At 68.8% G+C, this 19,800-nt stretch carries 21 protein-coding genes; 13 read left to right on the forward strand and 8 right to left on the reverse strand.

What is annotated here, in order from left to right; translation table 11 throughout:
- The 7 genes from BM393_RS20490 to BM393_RS20515 form a co-directional block, all read left to right on the forward strand.
- Window positions 1–1,071 (forward strand): RHS repeat domain-containing protein (locus tag BM393_RS20490; RefSeq protein WP_141225421.1); only part of this gene is annotated, 1,071 nt, incomplete at its 5' end.
- 2 nt (window positions 1,072–1,073) lie between these two features.
- Window positions 1,074–1,544, forward strand: coding sequence for a pentapeptide repeat-containing protein (locus BM393_RS20495; RefSeq protein ID WP_091731973.1), 471 nt, complete (start codon window positions 1,074–1,076; stop codon window positions 1,542–1,544).
- 246 nt (window positions 1,545–1,790) lie between these two features.
- Complete coding sequence (locus BM393_RS25400; protein WP_141225422.1) at window positions 1,791–2,318, forward strand: hypothetical protein; 528 nt, start codon at window positions 1,791–1,793, stop codon at window positions 2,316–2,318.
- Window positions 2,319–2,561: 243 nt separating this feature from the next.
- Window positions 2,562–2,999: a hypothetical protein gene (locus tag BM393_RS25845; protein WP_175538441.1), complete on the forward strand. Its 438-nt coding sequence runs from the start codon at window positions 2,562–2,564 to the stop codon at window positions 2,997–2,999.
- Between the two features lie 361 nt (window positions 3,000–3,360).
- On the forward strand, window positions 3,361–4,788 hold the full coding sequence (locus BM393_RS20510) for an aldehyde dehydrogenase family protein (RefSeq protein WP_091731980.1): 1,428 nt from the start codon (window positions 3,361–3,363) through the stop codon (window positions 4,786–4,788).
- Between the two features lie 121 nt (window positions 4,789–4,909).
- Window positions 4,910–5,077 (forward strand): hypothetical protein, encoded by a 168-nt coding sequence (locus tag BM393_RS25850; RefSeq protein WP_175538442.1) that lies wholly within the window; start codon window positions 4,910–4,912, stop codon window positions 5,075–5,077.
- 170 nt (window positions 5,078–5,247) lie between these two features.
- On the forward strand, window positions 5,248–5,622 hold the full coding sequence (locus BM393_RS20515) for a response regulator transcription factor (RefSeq protein WP_091731985.1): 375 nt from the start codon (window positions 5,248–5,250) through the stop codon (window positions 5,620–5,622).
- Window positions 5,623–5,667: 45 nt separating this feature from the next.
- Here BM393_RS20515 and BM393_RS20520 read toward each other — a convergent pair whose 3' ends face one another.
- A complete protein-coding gene (locus BM393_RS20520; RefSeq protein ID WP_091731992.1) occupies window positions 5,668–6,309 on the reverse strand; it encodes a TetR/AcrR family transcriptional regulator in 642 nt (213 codons plus the stop codon).
- A gap of 113 nt (window positions 6,310–6,422) precedes the next feature.
- Here BM393_RS20520 and BM393_RS20525 point away from each other — a divergent pair, with 113 nt between their 5' ends.
- Window positions 6,423–7,316 (forward strand): NAD(P)/FAD-dependent oxidoreductase, encoded by an 894-nt coding sequence (locus tag BM393_RS20525; RefSeq protein ID WP_091731996.1) that lies wholly within the window; start codon window positions 6,423–6,425, stop codon window positions 7,314–7,316.
- 98 nt (window positions 7,317–7,414) lie between these two features.
- On the forward strand, window positions 7,415–9,028 hold the full coding sequence (nadB, locus tag BM393_RS20530) for an L-aspartate oxidase (RefSeq protein ID WP_091733767.1): 1,614 nt from the start codon (window positions 7,415–7,417) through the stop codon (window positions 9,026–9,028).
- Window positions 9,029–9,046: 18 nt separating this feature from the next.
- On the opposite strand, the gene BM393_RS20535 is transcribed toward nadB, so the two are convergent.
- The 3 genes from BM393_RS20535 to BM393_RS20545 all read right to left on the reverse strand — a co-directional run bounded on the left by BM393_RS20535 (window position 9,047) and on the right by BM393_RS20545 (window position 11,654).
- Window positions 9,047–9,334, reverse strand: a complete 288-nt coding sequence (locus BM393_RS20535; protein ID WP_091731999.1) for a late competence development ComFB family protein — start codon at window positions 9,332–9,334, stop codon at window positions 9,047–9,049.
- A gap of 259 nt (window positions 9,335–9,593) precedes the next feature.
- The gene (gene nadA / locus BM393_RS20540) at window positions 9,594–10,700 is read right to left on the reverse strand and encodes a quinolinate synthase NadA (protein ID WP_091732003.1); all 1,107 of its coding nucleotides are present in this window, start codon (window positions 10,698–10,700) and stop codon (window positions 9,594–9,596) included.
- Window positions 10,701–10,712: 12 nt separating this feature from the next.
- Complete coding sequence (locus tag BM393_RS20545) at window positions 10,713–11,654, reverse strand: helix-turn-helix domain-containing protein (protein WP_091732007.1); 942 nt, start codon at window positions 11,652–11,654, stop codon at window positions 10,713–10,715.
- Window positions 11,655–11,723: 69 nt separating this feature from the next.
- On the opposite strand from BM393_RS20545, the gene BM393_RS20550 reads away from it, so the two are divergent.
- The 4 genes from BM393_RS20550 (at window position 11,724) to rraA (ending at window position 15,774) form a co-directional block, all read left to right on the forward strand.
- A complete protein-coding gene (locus tag BM393_RS20550; protein WP_091732010.1) occupies window positions 11,724–12,980 on the forward strand; it encodes an MFS transporter in 1,257 nt (418 codons plus the stop codon).
- A gap of 167 nt (window positions 12,981–13,147) precedes the next feature.
- Complete coding sequence (locus BM393_RS20555; protein ID WP_091732014.1) at window positions 13,148–14,872, forward strand: thiamine pyrophosphate-binding protein; 1,725 nt, start codon at window positions 13,148–13,150, stop codon at window positions 14,870–14,872.
- 14 nt (window positions 14,873–14,886) lie between these two features.
- Window positions 14,887–15,114: an RNA-binding S4 domain-containing protein gene (locus tag BM393_RS20560; RefSeq protein ID WP_091732018.1), complete on the forward strand. Its 228-nt coding sequence runs from the start codon at window positions 14,887–14,889 to the stop codon at window positions 15,112–15,114.
- Between the two features lie 123 nt (window positions 15,115–15,237).
- Complete coding sequence (rraA, locus tag BM393_RS20565) at window positions 15,238–15,774, forward strand: ribonuclease E activity regulator RraA (RefSeq protein WP_091732022.1); 537 nt, start codon at window positions 15,238–15,240, stop codon at window positions 15,772–15,774.
- A gap of 103 nt (window positions 15,775–15,877) precedes the next feature.
- Here the strand turns inward: rraA and BM393_RS20570 are convergent, their stop codons facing one another.
- The 4 genes from BM393_RS20570 to BM393_RS25855 all read right to left on the reverse strand — a co-directional run bounded on the left by BM393_RS20570 (window position 15,878) and on the right by BM393_RS25855 (window position 19,740).
- A complete protein-coding gene (locus BM393_RS20570) occupies window positions 15,878–17,725 on the reverse strand; it encodes a bifunctional diguanylate cyclase/phosphodiesterase (protein WP_091732025.1) in 1,848 nt (615 codons plus the stop codon).
- A 128-nt stretch (window positions 17,726–17,853) separates the two neighbouring features.
- Window positions 17,854–18,576 carry a phosphoserine phosphatase SerB gene (serB, locus tag BM393_RS20575; protein ID WP_091732029.1) on the reverse strand — a complete coding sequence of 241 codons (723 nt, stop codon included), beginning with the start codon at window positions 18,574–18,576 and terminating at the stop codon, window positions 17,854–17,856.
- A gap of 137 nt (window positions 18,577–18,713) precedes the next feature.
- Entirely contained in the window at window positions 18,714–19,289 is a 576-nt protein-coding gene (locus tag BM393_RS20580) for a PIN domain-containing protein (protein ID WP_175538443.1), read from the reverse strand.
- Entirely contained in the window at window positions 19,276–19,740 is a 465-nt protein-coding gene (locus tag BM393_RS25855) for a hypothetical protein (RefSeq protein ID WP_175538444.1), read from the reverse strand. The genes BM393_RS20580 and BM393_RS25855 overlap by 14 nt, the downstream gene beginning before the upstream one ends.
- Between the last annotated feature and the right edge of the window lie 60 nt (window positions 19,741–19,800).

Genomic DNA, 19,800 nt, shown 5'->3' on the forward strand with positions numbered 1-19,800 from the left:
GGCTACGACGCGGCGGGCAACACGCTCAGCGACACGGGCCTGGCGTACACCACGACGATCCGACTGGACAACCGGCTGGGCACGCTCACCAAAAATGGCCTGACGACGACCTACCAATACGACGCGGGCGGGCAGCGGGTGCACAAGGAGCACAGCGCGGGGCTGAGGGACTTCGTGTACGACCAGCAAGGGCATCTGCTGGGCGAGTACAACGCCTCGGGCGTGGTGCAGGAGTTCGTCTGGCTGGGCGACACGCCCGTGGCGGTGATCGTTGGATCGGTGGCGTCACCGCTGCCGCTGCTCGCGTACGCGGATCACCTGAACGCACCGCGCGTGCTCATCGACAAGAGCGATGCCGCGCGCTGGCGCTGGATCAGCGAGCCCTTCGGCACGACGCAGCCAGAGCAGGCGCCGGCGGGGCTCTCACCGATCACGTTCAATCTGCGTTTCCCCGGGCAGTACTATGACAGCGAGTCCGGGTTGAACTACAACTACTTCCGGGACTATGACGGGACGACGGGGAGGTATATCCAATCTGATCCCATCGGCCTAGCGGGAGGCGGCATGTCGACCTATGGTTATGTAGGGGCCAATCCACTAAGTTATAGCGATCCACTGGGACTGGCTCCGCGAAAATTGAGTCCGGATAGTATGGAGTGCCGCCAACTGCAGGATAAAATAAAGCGTCGCAGCGATTTCATTGCGAAATACGCACGCGAACTTTACGAGAATAATCAGAAATTGCCGGTAAATCCATCTATACCCGGGTTGCCCATTCGTTATAGTCAACTTGGTCATGCTGAGCGAATGGAAAGTGAGAGGGAATTCCAGAAAAGGGACATCGAAAAATACAACGAGAAATGCGGCTGTCCCGACGATGACTGTAAGAACGGCGGTCAGGGTGCGAATCAAAGCGTCCCTCAATCGACGCCGTCGCCCTCTTCGAGTTCACCATCGACGGCCAGCAAAGTGGCCATTGGTGGCGGGCTAGTTGTTTGTGCCGCTGCGTGTCTTGCATTTCCGGAAATTTGTATTCCTGGCTTGCTCCTTGGTGGACTCGCAACTAAATAACAATGGCATCTACTCAACCGCAAATCGTTTCCGTTGATGGCGTTCCTATAGCGGTGGGCGCACGCGACCTTGCATCGAAAGATTTCGATGGTGCCAATTTGACGCGGGCGGATTTAAAAGGTTGGAACTTGGAGGGGGCCAACTTTGCAGATGCGTTGCTAGATGACGCTAATCTGAATGGCGTGGACTGTTATAGAGCGTCGTTCTACCGTGCCCGATTGCATCGGGCCTCGCTAAAAGGAGGGGTATTTAATGAGGCTGATTTTCAATTGGCAGATTTGCACGGGGCAGATATTAGGGGGGCGGATTTTTCAAGCTCCATTGAGGACTGCGCCACTGACTTTCGCCACGCAGATTTAAGTGGAGTGCTTTGGGAAGGGGCGAAATTTCAAGGCGCCAAATATGATGTTGGCACAATATTCCCGACAGACTTTAATCCGGCAATTCAAGGCATGAAGTCGGTTGAGACGTGACGAATATCGGCGGCGCTCATTTGCCGTGTGGCGGCCGCGTGAGACTTGGCATATTGGAGGGAGGACTCTGCGAATGATTAGGCGTTTTTCCTCTCGCTGCCGCTGCCGCTGCCGTTGGTCTAACTGGCGGAGTAGCACCCGAGCAAGCCAGAAGAGAACTGTGCAGGTTGCGATGATCCACGAGCGAAAGACCTAGGCCCGGCTCGGAGTACAGCGGATCAAGAAGCACCGCGAGAGAGGCCGAAAATGACTGTCGAGGCGTTTTATGTCGTGCGCTGGGTACTCGCTGGTGGCGCGCGGTATCTGCTGTGGCGCGATGGCGGTTCTGGGCCTGACGAATATGCATTGGCGCGGGGTTCGTCCAATATCCTGGTTGCTCGCTCTGCGCAAGAGCTCGCTCAAGCAGCACGTCTCAATGGTTTGGCCGTCCATGGGGCAGAGGCTCAGGTCATCGATCTCCAAACTGTGAGATCGGTTCTCCACTCATTACGACCCAGCCGTCCGCTATCAGAGCGCTCGGCGCGAGTGCTACTGGAAGCATGGAATGCCCTGGAGGACTTGGCACGCTCGCTTGGAAACTCCTTCATGACGAGCGAGATGTCTCAGCAAAGAGAAGCCAAGTCGGCATATGCCAAGTTGTTCTACGGCAACAACTTGCCGGCAGTCACGCCTGAAGGCTCCAAATGCCATCCCTTGCTAAATGATCGCGAGAGGACTGTGCTTAGGACGCTACTGCGCAATGCAATCTCACGGGTGGAGTCCTATATCTCATGAGCGTACATGGGAGCGTGCAATGGCATGCATACCAGTTGCTGAAAACCATACTGTAGCCGCCGGTCCTCTTTGCCGTGGTTGCCGTATACACGGTGTCGCTCCGACTGCTCACCGAACGGTTCGGCAAGTAGCGCATGGAGAGCCGAAAACCCGATGTCGGGCACGCTCTTAGCAATGGACTCGTTTCCCCGAACGCCTACAAGGTGCCGGTGCCGAGATGAGCAACGACCGCACGTGCCCAAAATGAAGAACCTGCTTGCAAAACTGCTGGGTAGAGGCTCCCACCTGTCCGAGTTGGAAGGCTTGGTGCTTGGGTGCGTGCGCGAACGCTTGGATAGCTCCATCGCGGAGCTGTGGGACAGGCAAGTGCAGGCAATCAACAAGGTCCAGCGGCTTCCCGAAGGCGTTGAAGTCAACTTCTACAGGATGAAGGGCGGCCGTCCGAGCTTCGATGAGACGCTGTCGTTCCCAAACAAGACGACGGAGCTGCTCATTGCGGAGGTGCGAGCGGAGTTGCCCGACATGGGCGAGCTAACCGCCAAAGTGTGGTGCGTGAAAGGCTTCCTCTTCTCCATCGAGTACGAGGGCAGCGTGAGTTACTTCGAGGAGGCCGCTGGCATGGACCCGGCGCCGACGTTCAATTTGAGCTGCGAGCTGACCGCTGACTTGGCTTCCGCGTAAGTCACCGCGTCCAAGGCTGGCCGCCCAGCTACCCGAAGGGCCCGGCCTTGATGCGGTGGCTTACCGCTCGACGCTCCCCGAGGGCGTGCATGCGGACGAAGTGGCATGCACCGTTGACGGCAGAGGGCAACTCGAGCGCTTCCCTGGGAAGGGCGGGGGGATGGAAGGACCCGCAGGCGCCGGACTGCGAGCAGTACCGGTCGGCGTCGGGGCCGACCATCCTCACGCTGGTCGCCAAGAAGGCCTGACCCCGGCCGCCGGATCCGGCGGCGCGGTCGCAACCTTCGTATGGCTTATCAAGCGGCCGATCGCTTCCTACATTGAGCGCATCGCAGCTTGAGGCCGCAGGGCCCCGTCCGCCATGATCCACGTCGACCAGACCTACATCGACGGCCGCTTCCTCCCCGCCACCGGCGAGGAAGAGGTCGACATCGTCAACCCCGCGGACGAGACGGTGATCGGCCGCGCGCGCATGGCCAGTCGCGAAGACGCGCGCCGCGCGATCGAGGCCGCCGTCCGCGCGCAGCCCGACTTCGGCCGCACCGCGGTGGCGGACCGCGTGGCCATGCTGGAGCGGCTGCAGGTCGCGATGCTCGCGAATGCCGATGCGCTGCGCGAGTCCTCCATCCTCGAGTACGGCGGCCCGGTGGCGCGCTCCCAATGGGTGGCCAGCTACGCGTCGCAGTGCTTCGGCGACGCCGCCCGCACGCTGTCGAGTTATGTCTTCGAGCGGCCCGTGGGCGTGGACGGCGTGTCGATCCTGCAGATGCGGCCGGTCGGCGTGTCCGGGCTCTTCGCGCCGTGGAATGCCGCCGCGGGGACCATCGCCAGCAAGCTCGCCGCGGCCATCGCCGCGGGCTGCGCGACGGTGATCAAGCCCAGCGAGCTGAGCCCCTGGCAGGCGCTGGTGATCACCCGCGCGATCCATGACGCGGACCTGCCACCGGGCGTCGTCAACGTCGTGACCGGCCGCGGCGCCGACGTGGGCGCCGAAATCGGCACCCATCCCGGCGTGGCCAAGCTGTCCTTCACCGGCTCGACGCCGACCGGCCAGTTGATCGCGCGCGCCGCGGTGGACTCGATGAAGCGGGTGAGCCTGGCGCTCACCGGCAAGTCGGCCTCGCTGCTGCTCGACGATGCCGACCTGCGCGTCGCCGTGCCGCTGGCCCTGGGCGCGGCCTTCATGAACAGCGGGCAGGCCTGCGTCGCCGGCACGCGGCTGCTGGTGCCGCGCGCGCGGCTGGCCGAGGTCGTCGAGCAGGTGCGGACCGCGGTCGCGACGATGCGCGTCGGCGATCCGCGCGATCCGGCGACGGCGATCGGCCCGATGGTCAGCCGTACCCAGTTCGAGCGCATCCAGCGCTACATCCGGCGCGGCCAGGAACAGGGCGCGACCCTGGTGGTCGGCGGCGAAGGTCGCCCCGAGGGACTGACGCGCGGCTGGTTCGTGCGACCCACCGTCTTCACCGACGTGCGCAACGACATGGACATCGCGCGCGAGGAGATCTTCGGGCCGGTGCTGTCCATCCTGCCGGTGGACTCGGAGGAACAGGCGATCGCAATCGCCAACGACTCGCCCTACGGCCTCCAGGGCTATGTGTTCTCGGCCGATGAAGCGCGGGCCCGCCGCGTGGCCGGGCGGATCGAGACCGGCACGGTGCTGGTCAACCGCGTCGCGCCCGACCTGCTCGCGCCGTTCGGCGGCGTGAAGCTGTCGGGGCAGGGACGGGAGTTCGGGGTGATGGGCCTGGAAGCCTTCCTCGAACCCAGGACCATCACGGTCGGCTGATCCCAGGCGGGGAGGGCCGTCGCTTCGGCAAAGCCGCAGCGGCGCCCAGGAAGTCCGGCCTTGAGCGGCCCCGGCGGGCCGCCCACACTGCGGCCATCCTTCCACCTCGCCGCTCACGACCTTGGACCTCCTCACCACGCCTGTCATCGCCGGACTGCTCTTCACCGGGACCCTGGCCCTTGTCGCCCTGATGGCCTGGCGGGGCGGCAGCGAGCGGCGCGACGTCACCTTCCTCGCTTCCGCGGCCGGCTTCGGCGGCGTGTGCACGGCGATCGCCGTCGTGGTCTGAACCGGCCGTCCTCACGCGCTTGCGGAACCCGCTTCGGCGGCGTCGTCTCCGGTGCGCAGCTCGCGCGCCGGATACGACCCGTTGCGAACTCGACGCCCCTGACGCCGCTGCGTGATTCGGCCTCGCGCCAGAATGCATCGCTGCATTCAGACCGGGGAAGGGAAAAGGGCATGCGTGTTTTGCTCGTCGAGGATTCCGAGTTCATTCGCACGCAGTTCCTGCGGCTCTTCGAAGGCCTGGCCTTCGTCGAGGTGGTGGGCTACGCGGACAGCGAAGAGGACGCGGTCCAGGCGATCCCGGCGCTCAAGCCGGACGTGGTGCTGGTCGACCTCAACCTGCAGGTGGGTTCTGGCATGCATGTGCTGAGCCGCGCGCGCCGCGGCGGCTACACCGGCAAGCTGTGGGTGCTCAGCAGCCGCGACCCGGACTTCTACCGCTCGCTGTGCGAGAAGCACGGCGCCGACGGCTTCTACGACAAGGCCCACGATCAGCTCCAGCTGCTCGACGACCTGCGGGTGCTGGCCGGCGAGAAGCCGGTGTTCTAGGAACGTCTTCAGACCCCGTCCTGGCGTCCAAGCCGATGAAGGCGCTCATGCGCCGTATGCCGCCATGAAGACCCGCACGGCCTCGCGCAGAAGCGCGCGGTTCTCGCGGGGATCCGGCGCCTCCAGCTTCAGCAGCCCGCGCATGTGCGCGGAGCCGAAGAACATCGACAGGAACAGGTCCGCGGCCTGAGGCGGGTGCCGCACTTTCAGCGTGCCGGCCGCGTGGGCTCGGCGCAGGTAGGCGGCCAGCTCGCCCATCACGCGCTCCGGGCCTTCCCGGTAGAACGCCTGGCAGGCTTCCGGCTGCACCCCCGCGACGCCGTAGATGGCGCGCAACGCCCCCAGGGCGTCATCGCCGCGCGCGAGTGCCAGGAAGCGGGTGCCGATCGCGAGCAGCGCCTTCTCGGGCTGCTCCGGATCCAGCGCCCCGGCGCCCGGGACGCCCGCCACCACCGGTGCCGACCGGTCGCGCACGACCGCCTGGAACAGCCCTTCCTTCGAGCCGAAGTTGTTGTAGACGGTCATCTTGGAGACCCCCGCGTCCGCGGCGATCGCGTCCACGCTGGCACGCTCCAGGCCGTGCTCGTTGAAGTGCTTCTGCGCCGCCTCCAGGATGCGTCGGCTGCGCTCCGGATCGCGTGGCCGCCCGCGTTGGGGCTTGGGAGCGGGAGTCGGGGTCGAAGACATGGGCGCAATTAGTGGACTTGACAGTTCACTATAGCGGCCGCACATTACTGGACTTGAAAGTCCAATAATTGACGCAAGCTTGCGTACTCCCCTTGCAACACGGAGCCCTCACCATGGATGACGTCATCATCATCGGCGGCAGCTTTGCCGGCCTCGCCGCCGCCCTGCAGCTCGGCCGCGCCCGCCGCCAGGTCACTGTCCTGGACACCGGTCTGCCGCGTAATCGCTTCGCCGGCCATTCGCATGGCCTGCTCGGCCACGATCACAAGTCGCCGCTGGACATCCTGGCCGAGGCGCGGCGGCAACTGGCGCGTTACCCGACGGTCAAGCTGGTCAATGCGCGGGCGGACAGCGTCACCGGCGCCATCGACGATTTCTCGGTCCTCACCGGGGATGGCGAACGCCGTCGGGCACGCCGCGTGATCCTGAGTTATGGCGTGGCCGATCAGATGCCGAGCGTTCCCGGCTTCGCGGACTGCTGGGGCACGTCGATCGTGCCCTGTCCCTACTGCGATGGTTTCGAGGTCGCCGGTCAGCACTGGGGCCTGCTCTGGTCCAGCCCGCAGTCCCACCAGTCGGCGCGGCTCTTCCAGCACTGGACCGACCAACTGACCGTCTTCGCCAACGGGCACGACATGCCGCCCGAGGTCCAGGCCGATCTTGCCAACCGCGGCATCCCTGTCGTCGAAGGCCGGATCGTCGAGATCGCCCATCAAGAGGGCCGCATCGCCGCCGTCCATCTCGATGCCGGCCGCCACGTCGCGGTGGACGTGCTGTTTGCCCACCCGCGCAACAAGCCGTCCGCCAGCCTGCATGAATCGCTGGGCCTGGCCACGATCGACACGCCCACCGGCATCGTTCTCCAGGTCGACGACCGCCGCCAGACCAGCGTGCCCGGCATCTACGCCGCCGGCGACCTGGCCACGCCCTTCCTGCCTTCGGTCACCCAGGCTTCGTCGCAGGGCGCGATGGCGGGCATCTTTGCGCAGCAGTCGATGCTGGCTTGAGCGCGGGGCTTCGCGGCTCCGGTTGCCGCGGGCCGATTTGACCGCTCGTAGAATCGCCGACTCCCAAGCGATGACGCCCTGGTGACGGGGCGATGACGATGACAGCAGCTGTTCCGACCGGTGCCGCGCAGACGCCGGTGGTGATCGTGGGTGCCGGCCTGGCCGGACTGACCGTGGCGCTGCACCTGGCCGATCGGGTGCCGGTGATCGTCCTGGCGAAGCGGGAGCTCAACGAGGCCGCCACGGCCTGGGCCCAGGGCGGCATCGTCGGCGTGCTCGGGTCCGACGACAGCATCGAGAGCCACGTCCGCGACACGCAGGACGCGGGCGCCGGCCTGGTCGACGAGGCCACCGCCCGCTTCATCGCCGAACGCAGCGCCGACGCCGTCGGCTGGCTGGTCGAGCAGGGCGTCCCGTTCACCCCCGACGAGCAGGGCCCGCTGGGCCTGCACCTGACCCGCGAGGGCGGCCACGCCGTGCGCCGCATCGCCCACGCCGCCGACGCGACCGGCAAGGCCATCCACGACGCGCTGCTGGCCAAGGCCGCGGCCCATCCCAACATCGAGCTGCGCCAGCGCTGGATGGCGCTGGACCTGATCACCTCGCGCCATGTGCAGCGCGAGGAGCCGTCACGCTGCTACGGCATCTACGCGCTCGACATGGACGCGCAGCGCGTGGACGCGATCGCCGCCCGCGCCGTGGTGATGGCCACCGGCGGCGCCGGCAAGGTCTATCGCTACACGACCAATCCGGACACCTCCACCGGCGACGGCATCGCCATGGCCTGGCGAGCGGGCTGCCGCATCGCCAACATGGAGTTCATCCAGTTCCACCCGACCTGCCTCTACCACCCGCAGGAACGCAGCTTCCTGATCACCGAGGCGCTGCGCGGCGAGGGTGGTCATCTCAAGCTGCCGGACGGCACCCGCTTCATGGCGGCGCATGACGAACGCCTGGAGCTCGCGCCGCGCGACGTCGTCGCCCGGGCGATCGACTTCGAGATGAAGAAGCACGGCCTGGACCACGTCTGGCTGGACGCCACCCACCTGGGCGAGGCCTTCCTCAAGGAACATTTCCCGACCATCCACGCGCGCTGCCTGGCGCTGGGCATCGACATCGCGCGCCAGCCCATCCCGGTCGTGCCGGCCGTGCACTTCACCTGCGGTGGCGTCGTGTCCGACCTGCAGGGCCGCGCCGACCTGCCCGGCCTGTATGCCGTCGGCGAGACCGCCCACACCGGCCTGCACGGCGCCAACCGGCTGGCGAGCAACTCGCTGCTGGAGTGCGTCGTGCTCGGCCGCGGGTGCGCCGCCGACATCCTGTCGCAGCCAGAGCTCGACCCCGCGCCGCTGCCCGCCTGGGACGAGAGCCAGGTCGAGGATGCGGACGAGCAGGTGGTCATCGCCCACAACTGGGACGAGCTGCGGCTGCTGATGTGGAACTACGTCGGCATCGTGCGCACGACCAAGCGGCTGCAGCGGGCGCTGCACCGCATCGACCTGCTGCGCGCGGAGATCGACGACTACTACGCCAACTTCCGCGTCAGCCGCGACCTGCTGGAGCTGCGCAACCTGGTCGATTGCGCGGAGCTGATCGTGCGCTCGGCCCTGCTGCGGCATGAAAGCCGCGGGCTGCACTACAGCCGCGACTATCCGCGCACGCTGCCCGCCAGCCTGCCCACCGTGCTGGTGCGCAACGGCAACACGCGCTGAGCGGGGCGGGCGCCTGGCCTAGCGCTGTCTCGCCCGCAGCGCGCTGCGCGACTGCACGAATTCGAAGGCGTGGGCGACCGCTTCCTTGATCGCGGCGTCGACGTCGTGGCGTTCCTGCTCGGTCAGGTAGAACGAGTAGTCGACCGCATGGCGGATGTAGCGCGGCGGCAGGCGGTTGAGCGCGACGCAGGCGACATCGGCCAGCAGCTCGGGCTCGCGGTGGATCTCGGGATACTGCGGCGCGGATTCCATCACCGCGGCGAACACTTCGCGTTCGTGGTGGTTGTAGAGCGAGGTGAAGTCCATGGGCGCGTCCTGCGGAGTGGCCGGGTTGGCCGGGATGACCGGGGATGGAGCGCAGCATCGCGCGCTCCGGCGCAAATGAAAAGCCCCCCGGCGACCCTCGTTCGTGTGGGGCGTGAGGTTGGCATCGCGGTCCTGCGGCGAACCCCCTCACCCTCACCCTCGCCCTCTCCCCCTTCGGGGGCGAGGGGATGACCGGGCGGTATGACTCCCTCGCCCCGCGTGCGGGGAGAGGGTGGGGGTGAGGGGTCTTGCGCCGCCCTCAGGCGGCGCCGATGCCCGGCACCAGCGCACCGGCCGCCTGGCGGGCCTTGAGCTGAGCGGTGAAGTCCAGCATGCGGTCGATGCACCCCAGCGCCTGCGAGCGGATCGGCTCCTCGACGAAGATCTCCCCGCTGCCGTGCTCCAGGCAATCGACCAGGCCCTGCAGCCCATTCATCGCCATCCACGGACAGTGCGCGCAACTCTTGCAGGTCGCGCTGTTGCCCGCCGTCGGCGCCTCGATCAACACCTTGCCCGGTGCCAGCTGGCGCATCGCATGCAGGATGCCGTTGTCGGTCGCGACGACATACTCGCGCGCGCTGCCCTCGACCACCGCCTTGATCAGCGCCGAGGTCGAGCCCACCACGTCCGCCTGCGCCACCACCGAGGCCGGCGACTCCGGATGGACCAGGATCATCGCGTCCGGATGCTGCTCGCGCAGCAGCTCCAGCTCCAGGCCCTTGAACTCGTCATGCACGATGCAGGCGCCGTTCCACATCAGCATGTCGGCGCCGGTCTGATCCTGGATGTAGCGGCCCAGGTGGCGGTCCGGCGCCCACAGGATCTTCTCCCCGCGGGCCTTGAGCTCGCTGACGATCTCCAGCGCGCAGGAGCTGGTGACCATCCAGTCCGCGCGCGCCTTCACCGCGGCGCTGGTGTTGGCGTAGACGACCACGGTGCGGTCGGGATGGGCGTCGCAGAACGCCGCGAAGTCCTCGGCCGGGCAGCCCAGGTCCAGCGAGCAGGTGGCGTCCAGGTCGGGCATCAGCACGCGCTTCTCGGGGCTGAGGATCTTGGCGCTCTCGCCCATGAACTTCACGCCGGCGACGACCAGCGTCCGCGCCGCGTGATCGCGGCCGAAGCGGGCCATTTCCAGCGAATCGGACACGATGCCGCCGGTCTCCCGGGCGAGGTCCTGCAGGTCGCCGTCCACGTAGTAGTGCGCCACCAGCACGGCGCCCTTGGCCTTGAGCAGCTCGGCGGCGCGGGCCTTCAGTTGCTGGCGCTGGCTGGGCGTCAGCGGCGCCGGCACCTTGGCCCAGGCATGGGCGGTGCAGGTGGCGCCTTGTGCGTCCTGGCGGGCGAAGTCGTAAAGAACCTGTTCCATAGGGCCGGAATTCTAGGTGTGACCGAAAAACCGGCTCGGCGGCATGCCGACCGTGCGGGTGACCATCGCGGTGAAGGCGCTGGCGCTGGCATAACCCAGCTCCGCGGCGATCACCTGCATCGGCTTGCGACGCGCGGCCAAGCGCAAGGCCTCGGCCAGCAGCGCCTGCTGCCTCCACTGGGCGTAGCTGCTGCCCAGCTCCTGCCGGAACAGCCGCGACACGGTGCGCGCGCTCGCGCCGACCTCGGCCGCCCAGTCGTCCAGGCTGGCATGGCGCATGGGCTCGGCCAGCACCGCCTCGCACAGCCGGCGCAGGCGCTTGTCGGTCGGCAGCGCGACCCCCAGCTGCAGCGTCGGCGCGCGGCGCAGTTCGTCCAGGATCAACTGGCCGATCCAGGCCTCGCGATCGGCGACGGCGTCGCCCGGCTCGACCTCGTCCCGGGCCATCTGCACCGCCAGTTCCCGCAGCAGCGGCGAGACCTCCAGCACGCGGTTCGAGGCCCAGGCCGCGGCGTCCGCCGGCGGGTTCAGCAGGTAGAGCGTGCGCAGCTCGCAGCGCTCGACCGCCGTCACCGCATGGACCACGCCGGCCGGGATCCAGACCCCGCGCGACGGCGGCACCAGGAAGGTGGCGCGGTCGGTGCTGACGCGCACGACGCCGGTCACCGAGAAGACGAACTGGCCCCAGGTGTGGAAGTGCGCCTGGATGTCCATGTGCCCGTCCAGGCTGCGCGACTTGGCGCGCACCGGGCGCTCGGCGCTGGGCGCGTAGCGGCGGGGATCGAGCGGCGGCAGGCTGGTGCGGCCCGGGGCCTCGGGCAGCGGCGCCCGGGAGGCCCGGGACGCGTGGGGCGCGCGGGCCGCTCCGACGACGCCCGAAGGGCTGCCCCCAAGGGACGGACGGGATCGCGCCGAGGGGGCAGGGGGGGCGACGGCGGGGCGGGAGGGGTTCATGGCGGAAACTCGACAGAACTTGGCCGGCTATCGTAATTCCGTCGTGAAGGCCCTGTCACCATTTCGCCCATGAATTCCGCCACCACCACCGCCACCGCGGCCACGCTCCCGTCGCTGAGCCCCGCGCAGAGCGCAAAGCGAGACATCCAGACCATCAGCCTGATCGGCTTGGCGCACGGCACCTCCCACTTCTTCCACATGCTGCTGCCGCCGCTGTTCCCGGTGTTCATGCGGGAATTCGGCCTGAGCTACTCCGAGCTGGGGCTGCTGGTGACGATCTTCTTCGTGATCTCCGGCGTGGGGCAGGCGCTGTCGGGCTTCCTGGTGGACAAGACCGGCGCCCGGCCGGTGCTGTTCGTCGCGCTGGGCTGCTTCGTGCTGGCCTCGCTGGCGGCGGGGACGGCGCAGGGCTTCGCCGGGCTGGCGCTGGCCGCCGCGCTCGCCGGCCTGGGCAATTCGCCCTTCCACCCGGTGGACTTCACCATCCTCAACAAGCGGGTGTCGCAGCAGCGGCTGGGCCATGCGTTCTCGGTGCACGGCATCACCGGCAACCTCGGCTGGGCGGTCGCGCCGGTGCTGCTGATCTCGATGCACGAGGCGACCGGCCAATGGCGGCTCGGCTACGCCGCGACGGCGGCCTGGGCGCTGTTCGTGATCGCCCTGCTGGCGTTCAAGCGCGACGCGATCGACGACAGCCAGGGCGCCTGGGGCCATGAGAAGGCCGGCGCGGCCAAGGCGCCGGTCGACGAGCATCCGATGGCCTTCCTGAAGCTGCCGTCGGTGTGGCTGTGCTTCTCGTTCTTCTTCTTCACGACCTCGGCGCTGAGCGCGATCCAGAGCTTCGCCTCGCCGGCGCTGTCGGCGATGTACGGCGTGAGCCTGGCCAGCACCGCCTTCGTGGTGACCGGCTACATGCTGGCGGGCGCGGCGGGGATGATCGTCGGCGGCTTCCTGGTGGCGAAGTCGCAGAACCTGGAGCGCAACATCGCCGGCGCGATGTTCGCCGCCGCCGCGCTGCTGGCGCTGACCGCCACCGGCTGGCTGCCCGCGACGGCGGCGCTGATCGCGGCGGCGACGGCCGGTTTCGGCACCGGCCTGGCGGGCCCGTCGCGCGACATGCTGATCAAGCGCGCCGCGCCCCCGGGCGCGACGGGACGCGTGTACGGCACCGTCTATTCGGGCCTGGATACCGGCTTCGCGGTGGCCGCGCCGATCTTCGGCGCGCTGATGGACCGCCACTGGAACAACGCGGTCTTCTTCGGCGCCTCGCTGGCGCTGCTGCTGGGCGTCGGCGCGGCCAGCCTGGTCCGCAAGGGCCGCGGCTGATCGCCCACGGATCAGCGCAGGCTAGGCAAGACCTGGCCCCGAACAGGGGCTTGCCCGGCGGTGTTCTACCCATAGTTGCCGCTCCCGAGGGCTTGACCGGGGCCGCGCCGCAACAGGGGACGAACGCCGGCTTGCAATGGCGGGGCTGCTCGCTACAGTGGTCCGCCATGGATCAGCATCGCACCGTCACCCGTCCCGCCGGTCACGTCCTCGTCGAGGCCCTGATCGAGCAAGGCATCACGGATGTCTTCGGCGTTCCTGGCGAGAGTTATCTCGCGGTCCTCGACGGCTTCCATGAGCATCGCGAGCGCATCCGCTTCGTGGCCTGCCGGCAGGAGGGCGGCGCCGCCTTCATGGCCGAGGCGCAGGGCAAGCTGACCGGCCGGCCCGGCATCTGCTTCGTGACGCGCGGCCCCGGCGCGACCAATGCCAGCATCGGCCTGCACACGGCCTTCCAGGATTCGACGCCGATGATCCTGTTCATCGGGCAGGTCGCCTCCGACCAGCGCGATCGCGAGGCCTTCCAGGAAGTCGATTACCGCCAGATGTTGGGCCCCGGCACGCTGGGCATGGCGAAATGGGTTGGCGAGGTGCAGGACCCGGCTCGCCTGCCCGAATACGTCGCCCGCGCCTTCCACACCGCGATGCAGGGCCGCCCCGGACCGGTCGTGCTGGTGCTGCCCGAGGACATGCTCACGCAGCCCACCGATGCGCCGGTGCTGCCGCGCGCCAGGCCGGCGGTGGCCTGGCCCGCGCCGGCCGACCTGGTCGAGCTGCAGGCGCGGCTCGAGGCGGCGCAGCGGCCCTTCGTCATCGCCGGCGGCGGCGGCTGGACGCCGCAGGCCTGCGCCGCGCTGCAGGACTTCGCTCAGGCCTGGCAACTGCCCGTCGGCTGCGCCTTCCGCTTCCAGGACCTCTACGACAACCGCGACCCGCTGTATGCGGGCGATGTCGGCATCGGCATCAATCCGGCGCTGGCCCGGCGCATCGCCGAGTCCGACCTGATCCTCGCGATCGGCCCGCGGCTGGGTGAGATGACCACCGGCGGCTACACGCTGCTGAAGGCGCCGCGCCCGGCGCAGCAGCTGGTCCACATCCATGCGGGCCCCGAGGAACTGGGCCGTGTCTACGCGGCCGACCAGATGATCCAGGCCAGCATGAGCGGCGCCGCGCTGGCCCTGCAGCAGCTGCGGCCGCCGGGCGGCCATGCGGAGCTGCCCTGGCTGGAGTGGACCCGCGAGGCCCGCGCCGACTACCAGCGCAACCAGCAGGCGCTGCCGGTGGGGCCGATGGACCTGGCGGAGGTGATGCACCTGCTGGATCGCCTGCTGCCCGCCGAGACCATCTTCACCAACGGCGCCGGCAACTACAGCGGCTGGCTGCATCGCTTCCATCGCTACACCGCGCTGCATCAAGGGGGCCGCACGCAACTCGCGCCGACCAGCGGCGCGATGGGCTACGGCTTCCCGGCGGCGGTCGCCGCGGCGCTGCTGCAGCGCGAGCGCTGGGTCGTCAACATCGCCGGCGACGGCGATTTCCTGATGACCGGCCAGGAGATGTCGACCGCCATGGCCCAAGGGGCGCGCCGGCTGATCTGCGTCGTCGTCGACAACGGCAGCTACGGCACGATCCGCATGCACCAGGAGCGCGAATACCCCGGCCGCGTCAGCGGCAGCGACCTGCACAACCCCGACTTCGCCGCCCTGGCCCGCGCCTACGGCTGGCAGGCCCACAGCGCCTCGCGCACCGAGGAGGTGGAACCCGCGCTGAGAGCGGCCATCGCCGCGCAGGTGCCGACGCTGCTCCACCTGAAGCTGTCGGTGGAGATCTCCACCAGCCGCGCCACGCTCAGCAGCATCCGGGAGGCGGCGATCAAGCGCCTGGGCCACTGACGGAGAATGCACGGATGTCCGCATCCGCCATCCCCTTCGCCCTGCGCGGCGACTTCATCGAACTCGACAAGCTGCTCAAGGCCACCGCGCTGACCGGCAGCGGCGGCGAGGCCCGGCACTTCATCGCCGAGGGCCAGGTCCGCGTCGACGGCCAGGTCGAGCTGCGCAAGACCGCCAAGATCCGTGCCGGCCAGGTGGTCGAGTTCAACGGCCAGCGCGTCGAGGTGTTGCCGCCCGCCTGAGCCTGAGCCGGAGCGAGACCGCGCGCCCGCCTGATGACGACCGCGACGAGCCGGCGTTGAAGACCGCGCCGATGATCGCCCCAATGACCGCATCGATGATCGAACCCTTCCAGGAGTGACCCGATGACCAGCCCCAGCGCTTCCAGCCGTGCCGCAATCCGTTTCTCCACCTGCGACCTCTGCGACTCGCTGAAGTCGGACAGCAGTGGCGCCACCCGTTGGCTGCCCGGCAGCCTGTACCGCAGCTACGGCGGACAGGCGCGTTTCGCCGGGCCGGTGGCGACGGTGCGCTGCCTGGACGACAACACGCCGGTGAAGGCGGCCGTCGAGAGCTTCGGGGCCGGCCGCGTGCTGGTGGTCGATGGCGGCGCGTCGCTGCGGCGCGCGCTGCTGGGCGGGAACCTGGCCGCCAGCGCCGCGAAGAACGGCTGGGCCGGCGTGCTGGTGCATGGCGCGGTACGTGACCTCGAGGAACTGCGCGCAGCGGCCGTGGGCATCTTCGCGCTCGGCCATGTTCCGATGCCCACCGAGCGCCGCGAGCCGGGGCTCGCCGACCTGCCGGTGCAAATCGAGGGCATGTGGATCCGTCCAGGCGACTGGCTCTACGCCGACGAGGACGGCGTCGTCATCACGCCCAGCGCGGTGCATCCGGCCGGCTGAGCGACCCGCGACCGCGGCGTCCTCAGCGACTGCAACGACTGCTACGGCCGTTACGGCTGCTGTGATCGGGGCAACCCCGGCGACTGGTGCACCTGCCGCCGGCTCACGCGGCGGCGTCGTGCACCGCCATCCAACCCGGCAGGGCCTCGGGCGCCATCGGCCGGCCGAACAGCCAGCCCTGCGCCGCGTCGCAGCCCATCGTCAGCAGCAGGTCGCGCTGGCCGGCGGTCTCCACGCCTTCCGCGACCACCGTCAGCCCGAGCGAACGACCGATGCCGATCACGGCGCTGGACAGCGCGCGGTCGTCGGCATCCTGCTCCAGGTCGCGCACGAAGCTCTTGTCCAGCTTGAGCTCCGTCACCGGCAAGCGCTTGAGGTAGCTCAGGCTGGAGTAACCGGTGCCGAAGTCGTCCACCGACACGCCCACGCCCATCTCATGGAGCTGCTGCAGCTGCGCGCGCGGGCGGCTGGTGTCGTCGAGCATCAGCCGCTCGGTGACCTCCAGCGTCAGGTCGCTCGCCGCCAGGCCGTGCCGCGCCAGCAGCGCCCGCGCATGCGCCGCGACGTCATCCTGGTGGAAGCGCTGCGGCGACACGTTGACCGACAGGCCGGGGACGTCGACGCCCTGGGCCCGCCAGCGCGCCAGCTGGGCGCAGGACTGCTCCAGCACCCAGGCGTCCAGCGCGTTGATCAGGCCGCTCTCCTCGGCGACCGGGATGAAGCGGTCCGGCGGCACCCAGCCGCGCTCGGCATCGTGCCAGCGCAGCAGGGCCTCGACGCCGACCAGCCGGCGATCGCTCAGCCGGATCTTGGGCTGGAAGTGCAGCTGCAGCAGCCCCTGGGACAACGCGTGGCGCAGCGCCGCCTCGATGTCCAGCCGCTCGTCCAGCGCCTGGTTCATCGCACGCAGGAAGAAGCGCGCGCAATCGCGGCCGGCGCGCTTGGCCTCGTACATCGCGATGTCGGCGTTCTTGAGCAGCTGGTCGAGGTCCTGGCCGTCCTTGGGAAAACCGCAGACGCCGATGCTGGCCGTCATCTGCACCCGGGCATGGCTGCCGTCGAGCGGGATCGGCGCCTCCAGCACCGCGCGCAGCTTGTCGGCGACATGCATCGCATCCTCGACGGTGCAGCCCGGCAGCAGCGCGACGAACTCGTCGCCGCCCAGCCGCGCCAGCGTGTCGCTGTCGCGCAGCGCCCCCGACAGGCGCTTGGAAATGTGCTTCAGCACCTGGTCGCCGACCGCGTGCCCGAGCGAGTCGTTGACCGTCTTGAAGCGGTCGATGTCCAGCAGCAGCAGCGCGGCGGGCGACTCGCTGCGCAGCGCCAGCAGCAGCGCCTGGCGCGCGCGGTCGGCCAGCAGCGTGCGGTTGGGCAGGCCGGTGACGCCGTCGAAGTAGGCCAGGCGTTCGATCTCGCGCTGGTGCCGGTCATGCATGAAGGCGATCTGGCACAGCTGGGCGCAGGCCTGCACCATGCGGCGATGGAAGGGCGCGGCGGCGCGCGGTTCGCGGTAGTACAGGGCGAAGGTGGCGACGACCTGGTCCGTCCCCAGCAGGATGGGCGTCGACCAGCAGGCGGCCAGGCCGTGCGGCAATGCCAGCTCGCGGAAATCGGCCCAGAGCGGGTCGCTGGCGATGTCGGTGACCTCGACCGGCTGCCGGCGCCAGGCGGCGGTGCCGCAGGAGCCCGCCCGCGGGCCGATCGAGAAGCCCTCCAGGGCGCCGCTGAAGGAGGTGGGCAGGCTGGGCGCCGCCAGCGGATGGACCCGACCGTCCTCGTCGACCGAGAGCACCGAGCAGATCACCTCCGGCGCCAAGGTCTCGACGCCGCGGCACAGCAGGTCCATCACCGCGGCCAGCGGACGGCCCAGGGCCACCGCTTCCAGCACGTCGCGCTGGAGGTGGTCGATGGAGGCCTGCTCATCGGTTCTTGTCGCGTGCTGTTCCCGCATCGCTGCTCCCTGTAGCCCCGGCGAGCATGGCAGGGAAGCGGCGCCGCTTCAAGAGCGCCGGCGGGCGGGGCGGCGGCGCCCGGGGGGATGGTCGTGAATGAATGCGCGGGCGGGCCGCCGTGGCCGGGTCAGCGCAGCACGTCCAGCAGCCGGTCCAGGCCACCGTCGTTGATGGCGACCATCGCCTGCTCGCGCACCTTGGGTTTGGCGTGGTACGCGACCGACAGGCCGGCGGCGCCCATCATCGGCAGGTCGTTGGCGCCGTCGCCCACGGCGATGCACTGCGCGGACGTGGCGCCGATGCGCTCGGCGCAGGCCAGCATCATGCGGCGCTTCTCCTCGCCGTCGCAGATGTCGCCCCAGTCCTGCATCACCAGGCCGCCGGTCAGCGCGCCGTCGACGATCTCCAGCTCATTGCTGCGGACGAAGTCCATGCCCAGCTCGCCCGCGACGAAGCGGGTGAAGTAAGTGAAGCCGCCCGACACCAGCACCAGCTTCAGGCCCGCCGCCTTCAGCGCGGCGCAGAGTTCGCGCGCGCCGGGATTGAATCTCAGCCGGTCGCGCAGCACCTGCGCCAGGGCGTCCTCGCCGACGCCCTTGAGCAGCGCCAGGCGGCGGCGCAGGCTGTCCTTGAAGTCGGTGATCTCGCCCCGCATCGCGGCCTCGGTGATCGCGGCGACCTCGGCCTTGCGGCCCGCGGCCGCGGCGATCTCGTCGATGCATTCGATCGTGATCAGCGTCGAGTCCATGTCGAAGGCGGCGAGCTTGAAGTCGCGCAGCGCCAGCGGCGCGGTGAAGCCCTGCAGGACGAGCGGGGACAGCGGGGCGGTGGAGGTCGACGAGGAGGTCATGCGGGCAGGGCGGCGAGTGGGGCGAGCGGGTCGAGGGACAAATGGGGCAGGCGGCGCTGCGGAAGGTCCCCGTCGGCGATCAGGACGACCGGCCGGCGGGGACGGGCGGGAGCTTAGCGCACTCGCCGGGGCGGGCCTCAATGCGCATGGGCCGTGGCGTAGGGGGCTGCGCGTGCGCCGGTCATCCAGGCCGCCGGCGGCAGGTCCAGGCCAGGACCCGCAAGACCTCGTAGCGGGAGATACGCGGCTGCCGGCTCCGCGACGCCACGCCGCCGGTTCGCGAACTCGGCGACGCCCCAGGTCTCCAGCTTCAAGCCCTCGATGTGCGACAGCGCCTTGTCGTCGCTCACCAAGGTCGCACCGAGCGCCATCGCATGCGCGGCGATCGCCATGTCGAACTGCTCCTTGGGCAGGCCTCGCCGCTCCAGCGAGGCCTTGATGCAGGCGAAGAGATCGGAGAACCACAGGTCCGGGCCGAGGTACTCGACGCGGATGCGGCGCATCAACTCCCGCAGGCGCAGTTCCTTGCCGGGCGAGGGATTCTTCTCGAGCCCGGCAAAGACCTCCGCCTGGACGATCACGCTGATGGCGATCCGTCCCCGCAGCGCCGCGAATCGCTCTTCGCAATAGACGCGCTGCACCCGCGCTTGCGGATCCATCATGTAGCTCAGGATGTTGGTGTCGAGCATGTAGAGCGGTTCAACGCGATCCATGTTGCACCTCCCAGGCTTCGAACCGCGCGCGTCGAATGCGCTCGACTTCAGGACCGTCTTCCCAATCGTCGAGTCCACCCACGCGGGCCCGCACCGGTTTGCCGTAGTTCTCCGGCAGATAGGGGCAGGTCTCGCAGCCCTCGCGCGCATGCACGATGAGTCGCGCGATGCGTTTGCTCTTGAAGATCGTGCGGATGAATGAATCCGGATCGCTCAGGCGGTCGTCCGGCGGCAGGTGGCGGCAGTCGAGGCAGGTCATCGCGTAGGCGCAGCCCCGCTCCTTGGCGGCGATCTCGGCGTCGCGCTCGGCTTGCCAGGCGTCCTCCTCCGCGTCTTCCTCCGCGTCTTCCTCCGCGTCTTCCTCCGCGCGCTCCCGCGCCTGGCGGGCCGCCGCGGCCTCGATCGATTCGCCCACATCGATCCCGGGTGACAGGGGCATGTGCTGATGCATCGGCATCTCCAGAAGTTGAGAAGCCCTCAGTCTAGGAAGCGGTTCCGCCGGGGTCACTGA

Source organism: Mitsuaria sp. PDC51, from assembly GCF_900113225.1.
GTDB lineage: Bacteria > Pseudomonadota > Gammaproteobacteria > Burkholderiales > Burkholderiaceae_C > Roseateles.

Bases quoted from the DNA above. Each gene is read 5' to 3' on its own strand.
- BM393_RS20495 (WP_091731973.1), top strand. From the start codon at position 1,074: ATGGCATCTACTCAACCGCAAATCGTTTCCGTTGATGGCGTTCCTATA.
- BM393_RS25400 (WP_141225422.1), top strand. From the start codon at position 1,791: ATGACTGTCGAGGCGTTTTATGTCGTGCGCTGGGTACTCGCTGGTGGC.
- BM393_RS25845 (WP_175538441.1), top strand. From the start codon at position 2,562: ATGAAGAACCTGCTTGCAAAACTGCTGGGTAGAGGCTCCCACCTGTCC.
- BM393_RS20510 (WP_091731980.1), top strand. From the start codon at position 3,361: ATGATCCACGTCGACCAGACCTACATCGACGGCCGCTTCCTCCCCGCC.
- BM393_RS20515 (WP_091731985.1), top strand. From the start codon at position 5,248: ATGCGTGTTTTGCTCGTCGAGGATTCCGAGTTCATTCGCACGCAGTTC.
- BM393_RS20520 (WP_091731992.1), bottom strand. From the start codon at position 6,309: ATGTCTTCGACCCCGACTCCCGCTCCCAAGCCCCAACGCGGGCGGCCA.
- BM393_RS20525 (WP_091731996.1), top strand. From the start codon at position 6,423: ATGGATGACGTCATCATCATCGGCGGCAGCTTTGCCGGCCTCGCCGCC.
- nadB (WP_091733767.1), top strand. From the start codon at position 7,415: ATGACAGCAGCTGTTCCGACCGGTGCCGCGCAGACGCCGGTGGTGATC.
- BM393_RS20535 (WP_091731999.1), bottom strand. From the start codon at position 9,334: ATGGACTTCACCTCGCTCTACAACCACCACGAACGCGAAGTGTTCGCC.
- nadA (WP_091732003.1), bottom strand. From the start codon at position 10,700: ATGGAACAGGTTCTTTACGACTTCGCCCGCCAGGACGCACAAGGCGCC.
- BM393_RS20545 (WP_091732007.1), bottom strand. From the start codon at position 11,654: ATGAACCCCTCCCGCCCCGCCGTCGCCCCCCCTGCCCCCTCGGCGCGA.
- BM393_RS20550 (WP_091732010.1), top strand. From the start codon at position 11,724: ATGAATTCCGCCACCACCACCGCCACCGCGGCCACGCTCCCGTCGCTG.
- BM393_RS20555 (WP_091732014.1), top strand. From the start codon at position 13,148: ATGGATCAGCATCGCACCGTCACCCGTCCCGCCGGTCACGTCCTCGTC.
- BM393_RS20560 (WP_091732018.1), top strand. From the start codon at position 14,887: ATGTCCGCATCCGCCATCCCCTTCGCCCTGCGCGGCGACTTCATCGAA.
- rraA (WP_091732022.1), top strand. From the start codon at position 15,238: ATGACCAGCCCCAGCGCTTCCAGCCGTGCCGCAATCCGTTTCTCCACC.
- BM393_RS20570 (WP_091732025.1), bottom strand. From the start codon at position 17,725: ATGCGGGAACAGCACGCGACAAGAACCGATGAGCAGGCCTCCATCGAC.
- serB (WP_091732029.1), bottom strand. From the start codon at position 18,576: ATGACCTCCTCGTCGACCTCCACCGCCCCGCTGTCCCCGCTCGTCCTG.
- BM393_RS20580 (WP_175538443.1), bottom strand. From the start codon at position 19,289: ATGGATCGCGTTGAACCGCTCTACATGCTCGACACCAACATCCTGAGC.
- BM393_RS25855 (WP_175538444.1), bottom strand. From the start codon at position 19,740: ATGCATCAGCACATGCCCCTGTCACCCGGGATCGATGTGGGCGAATCG.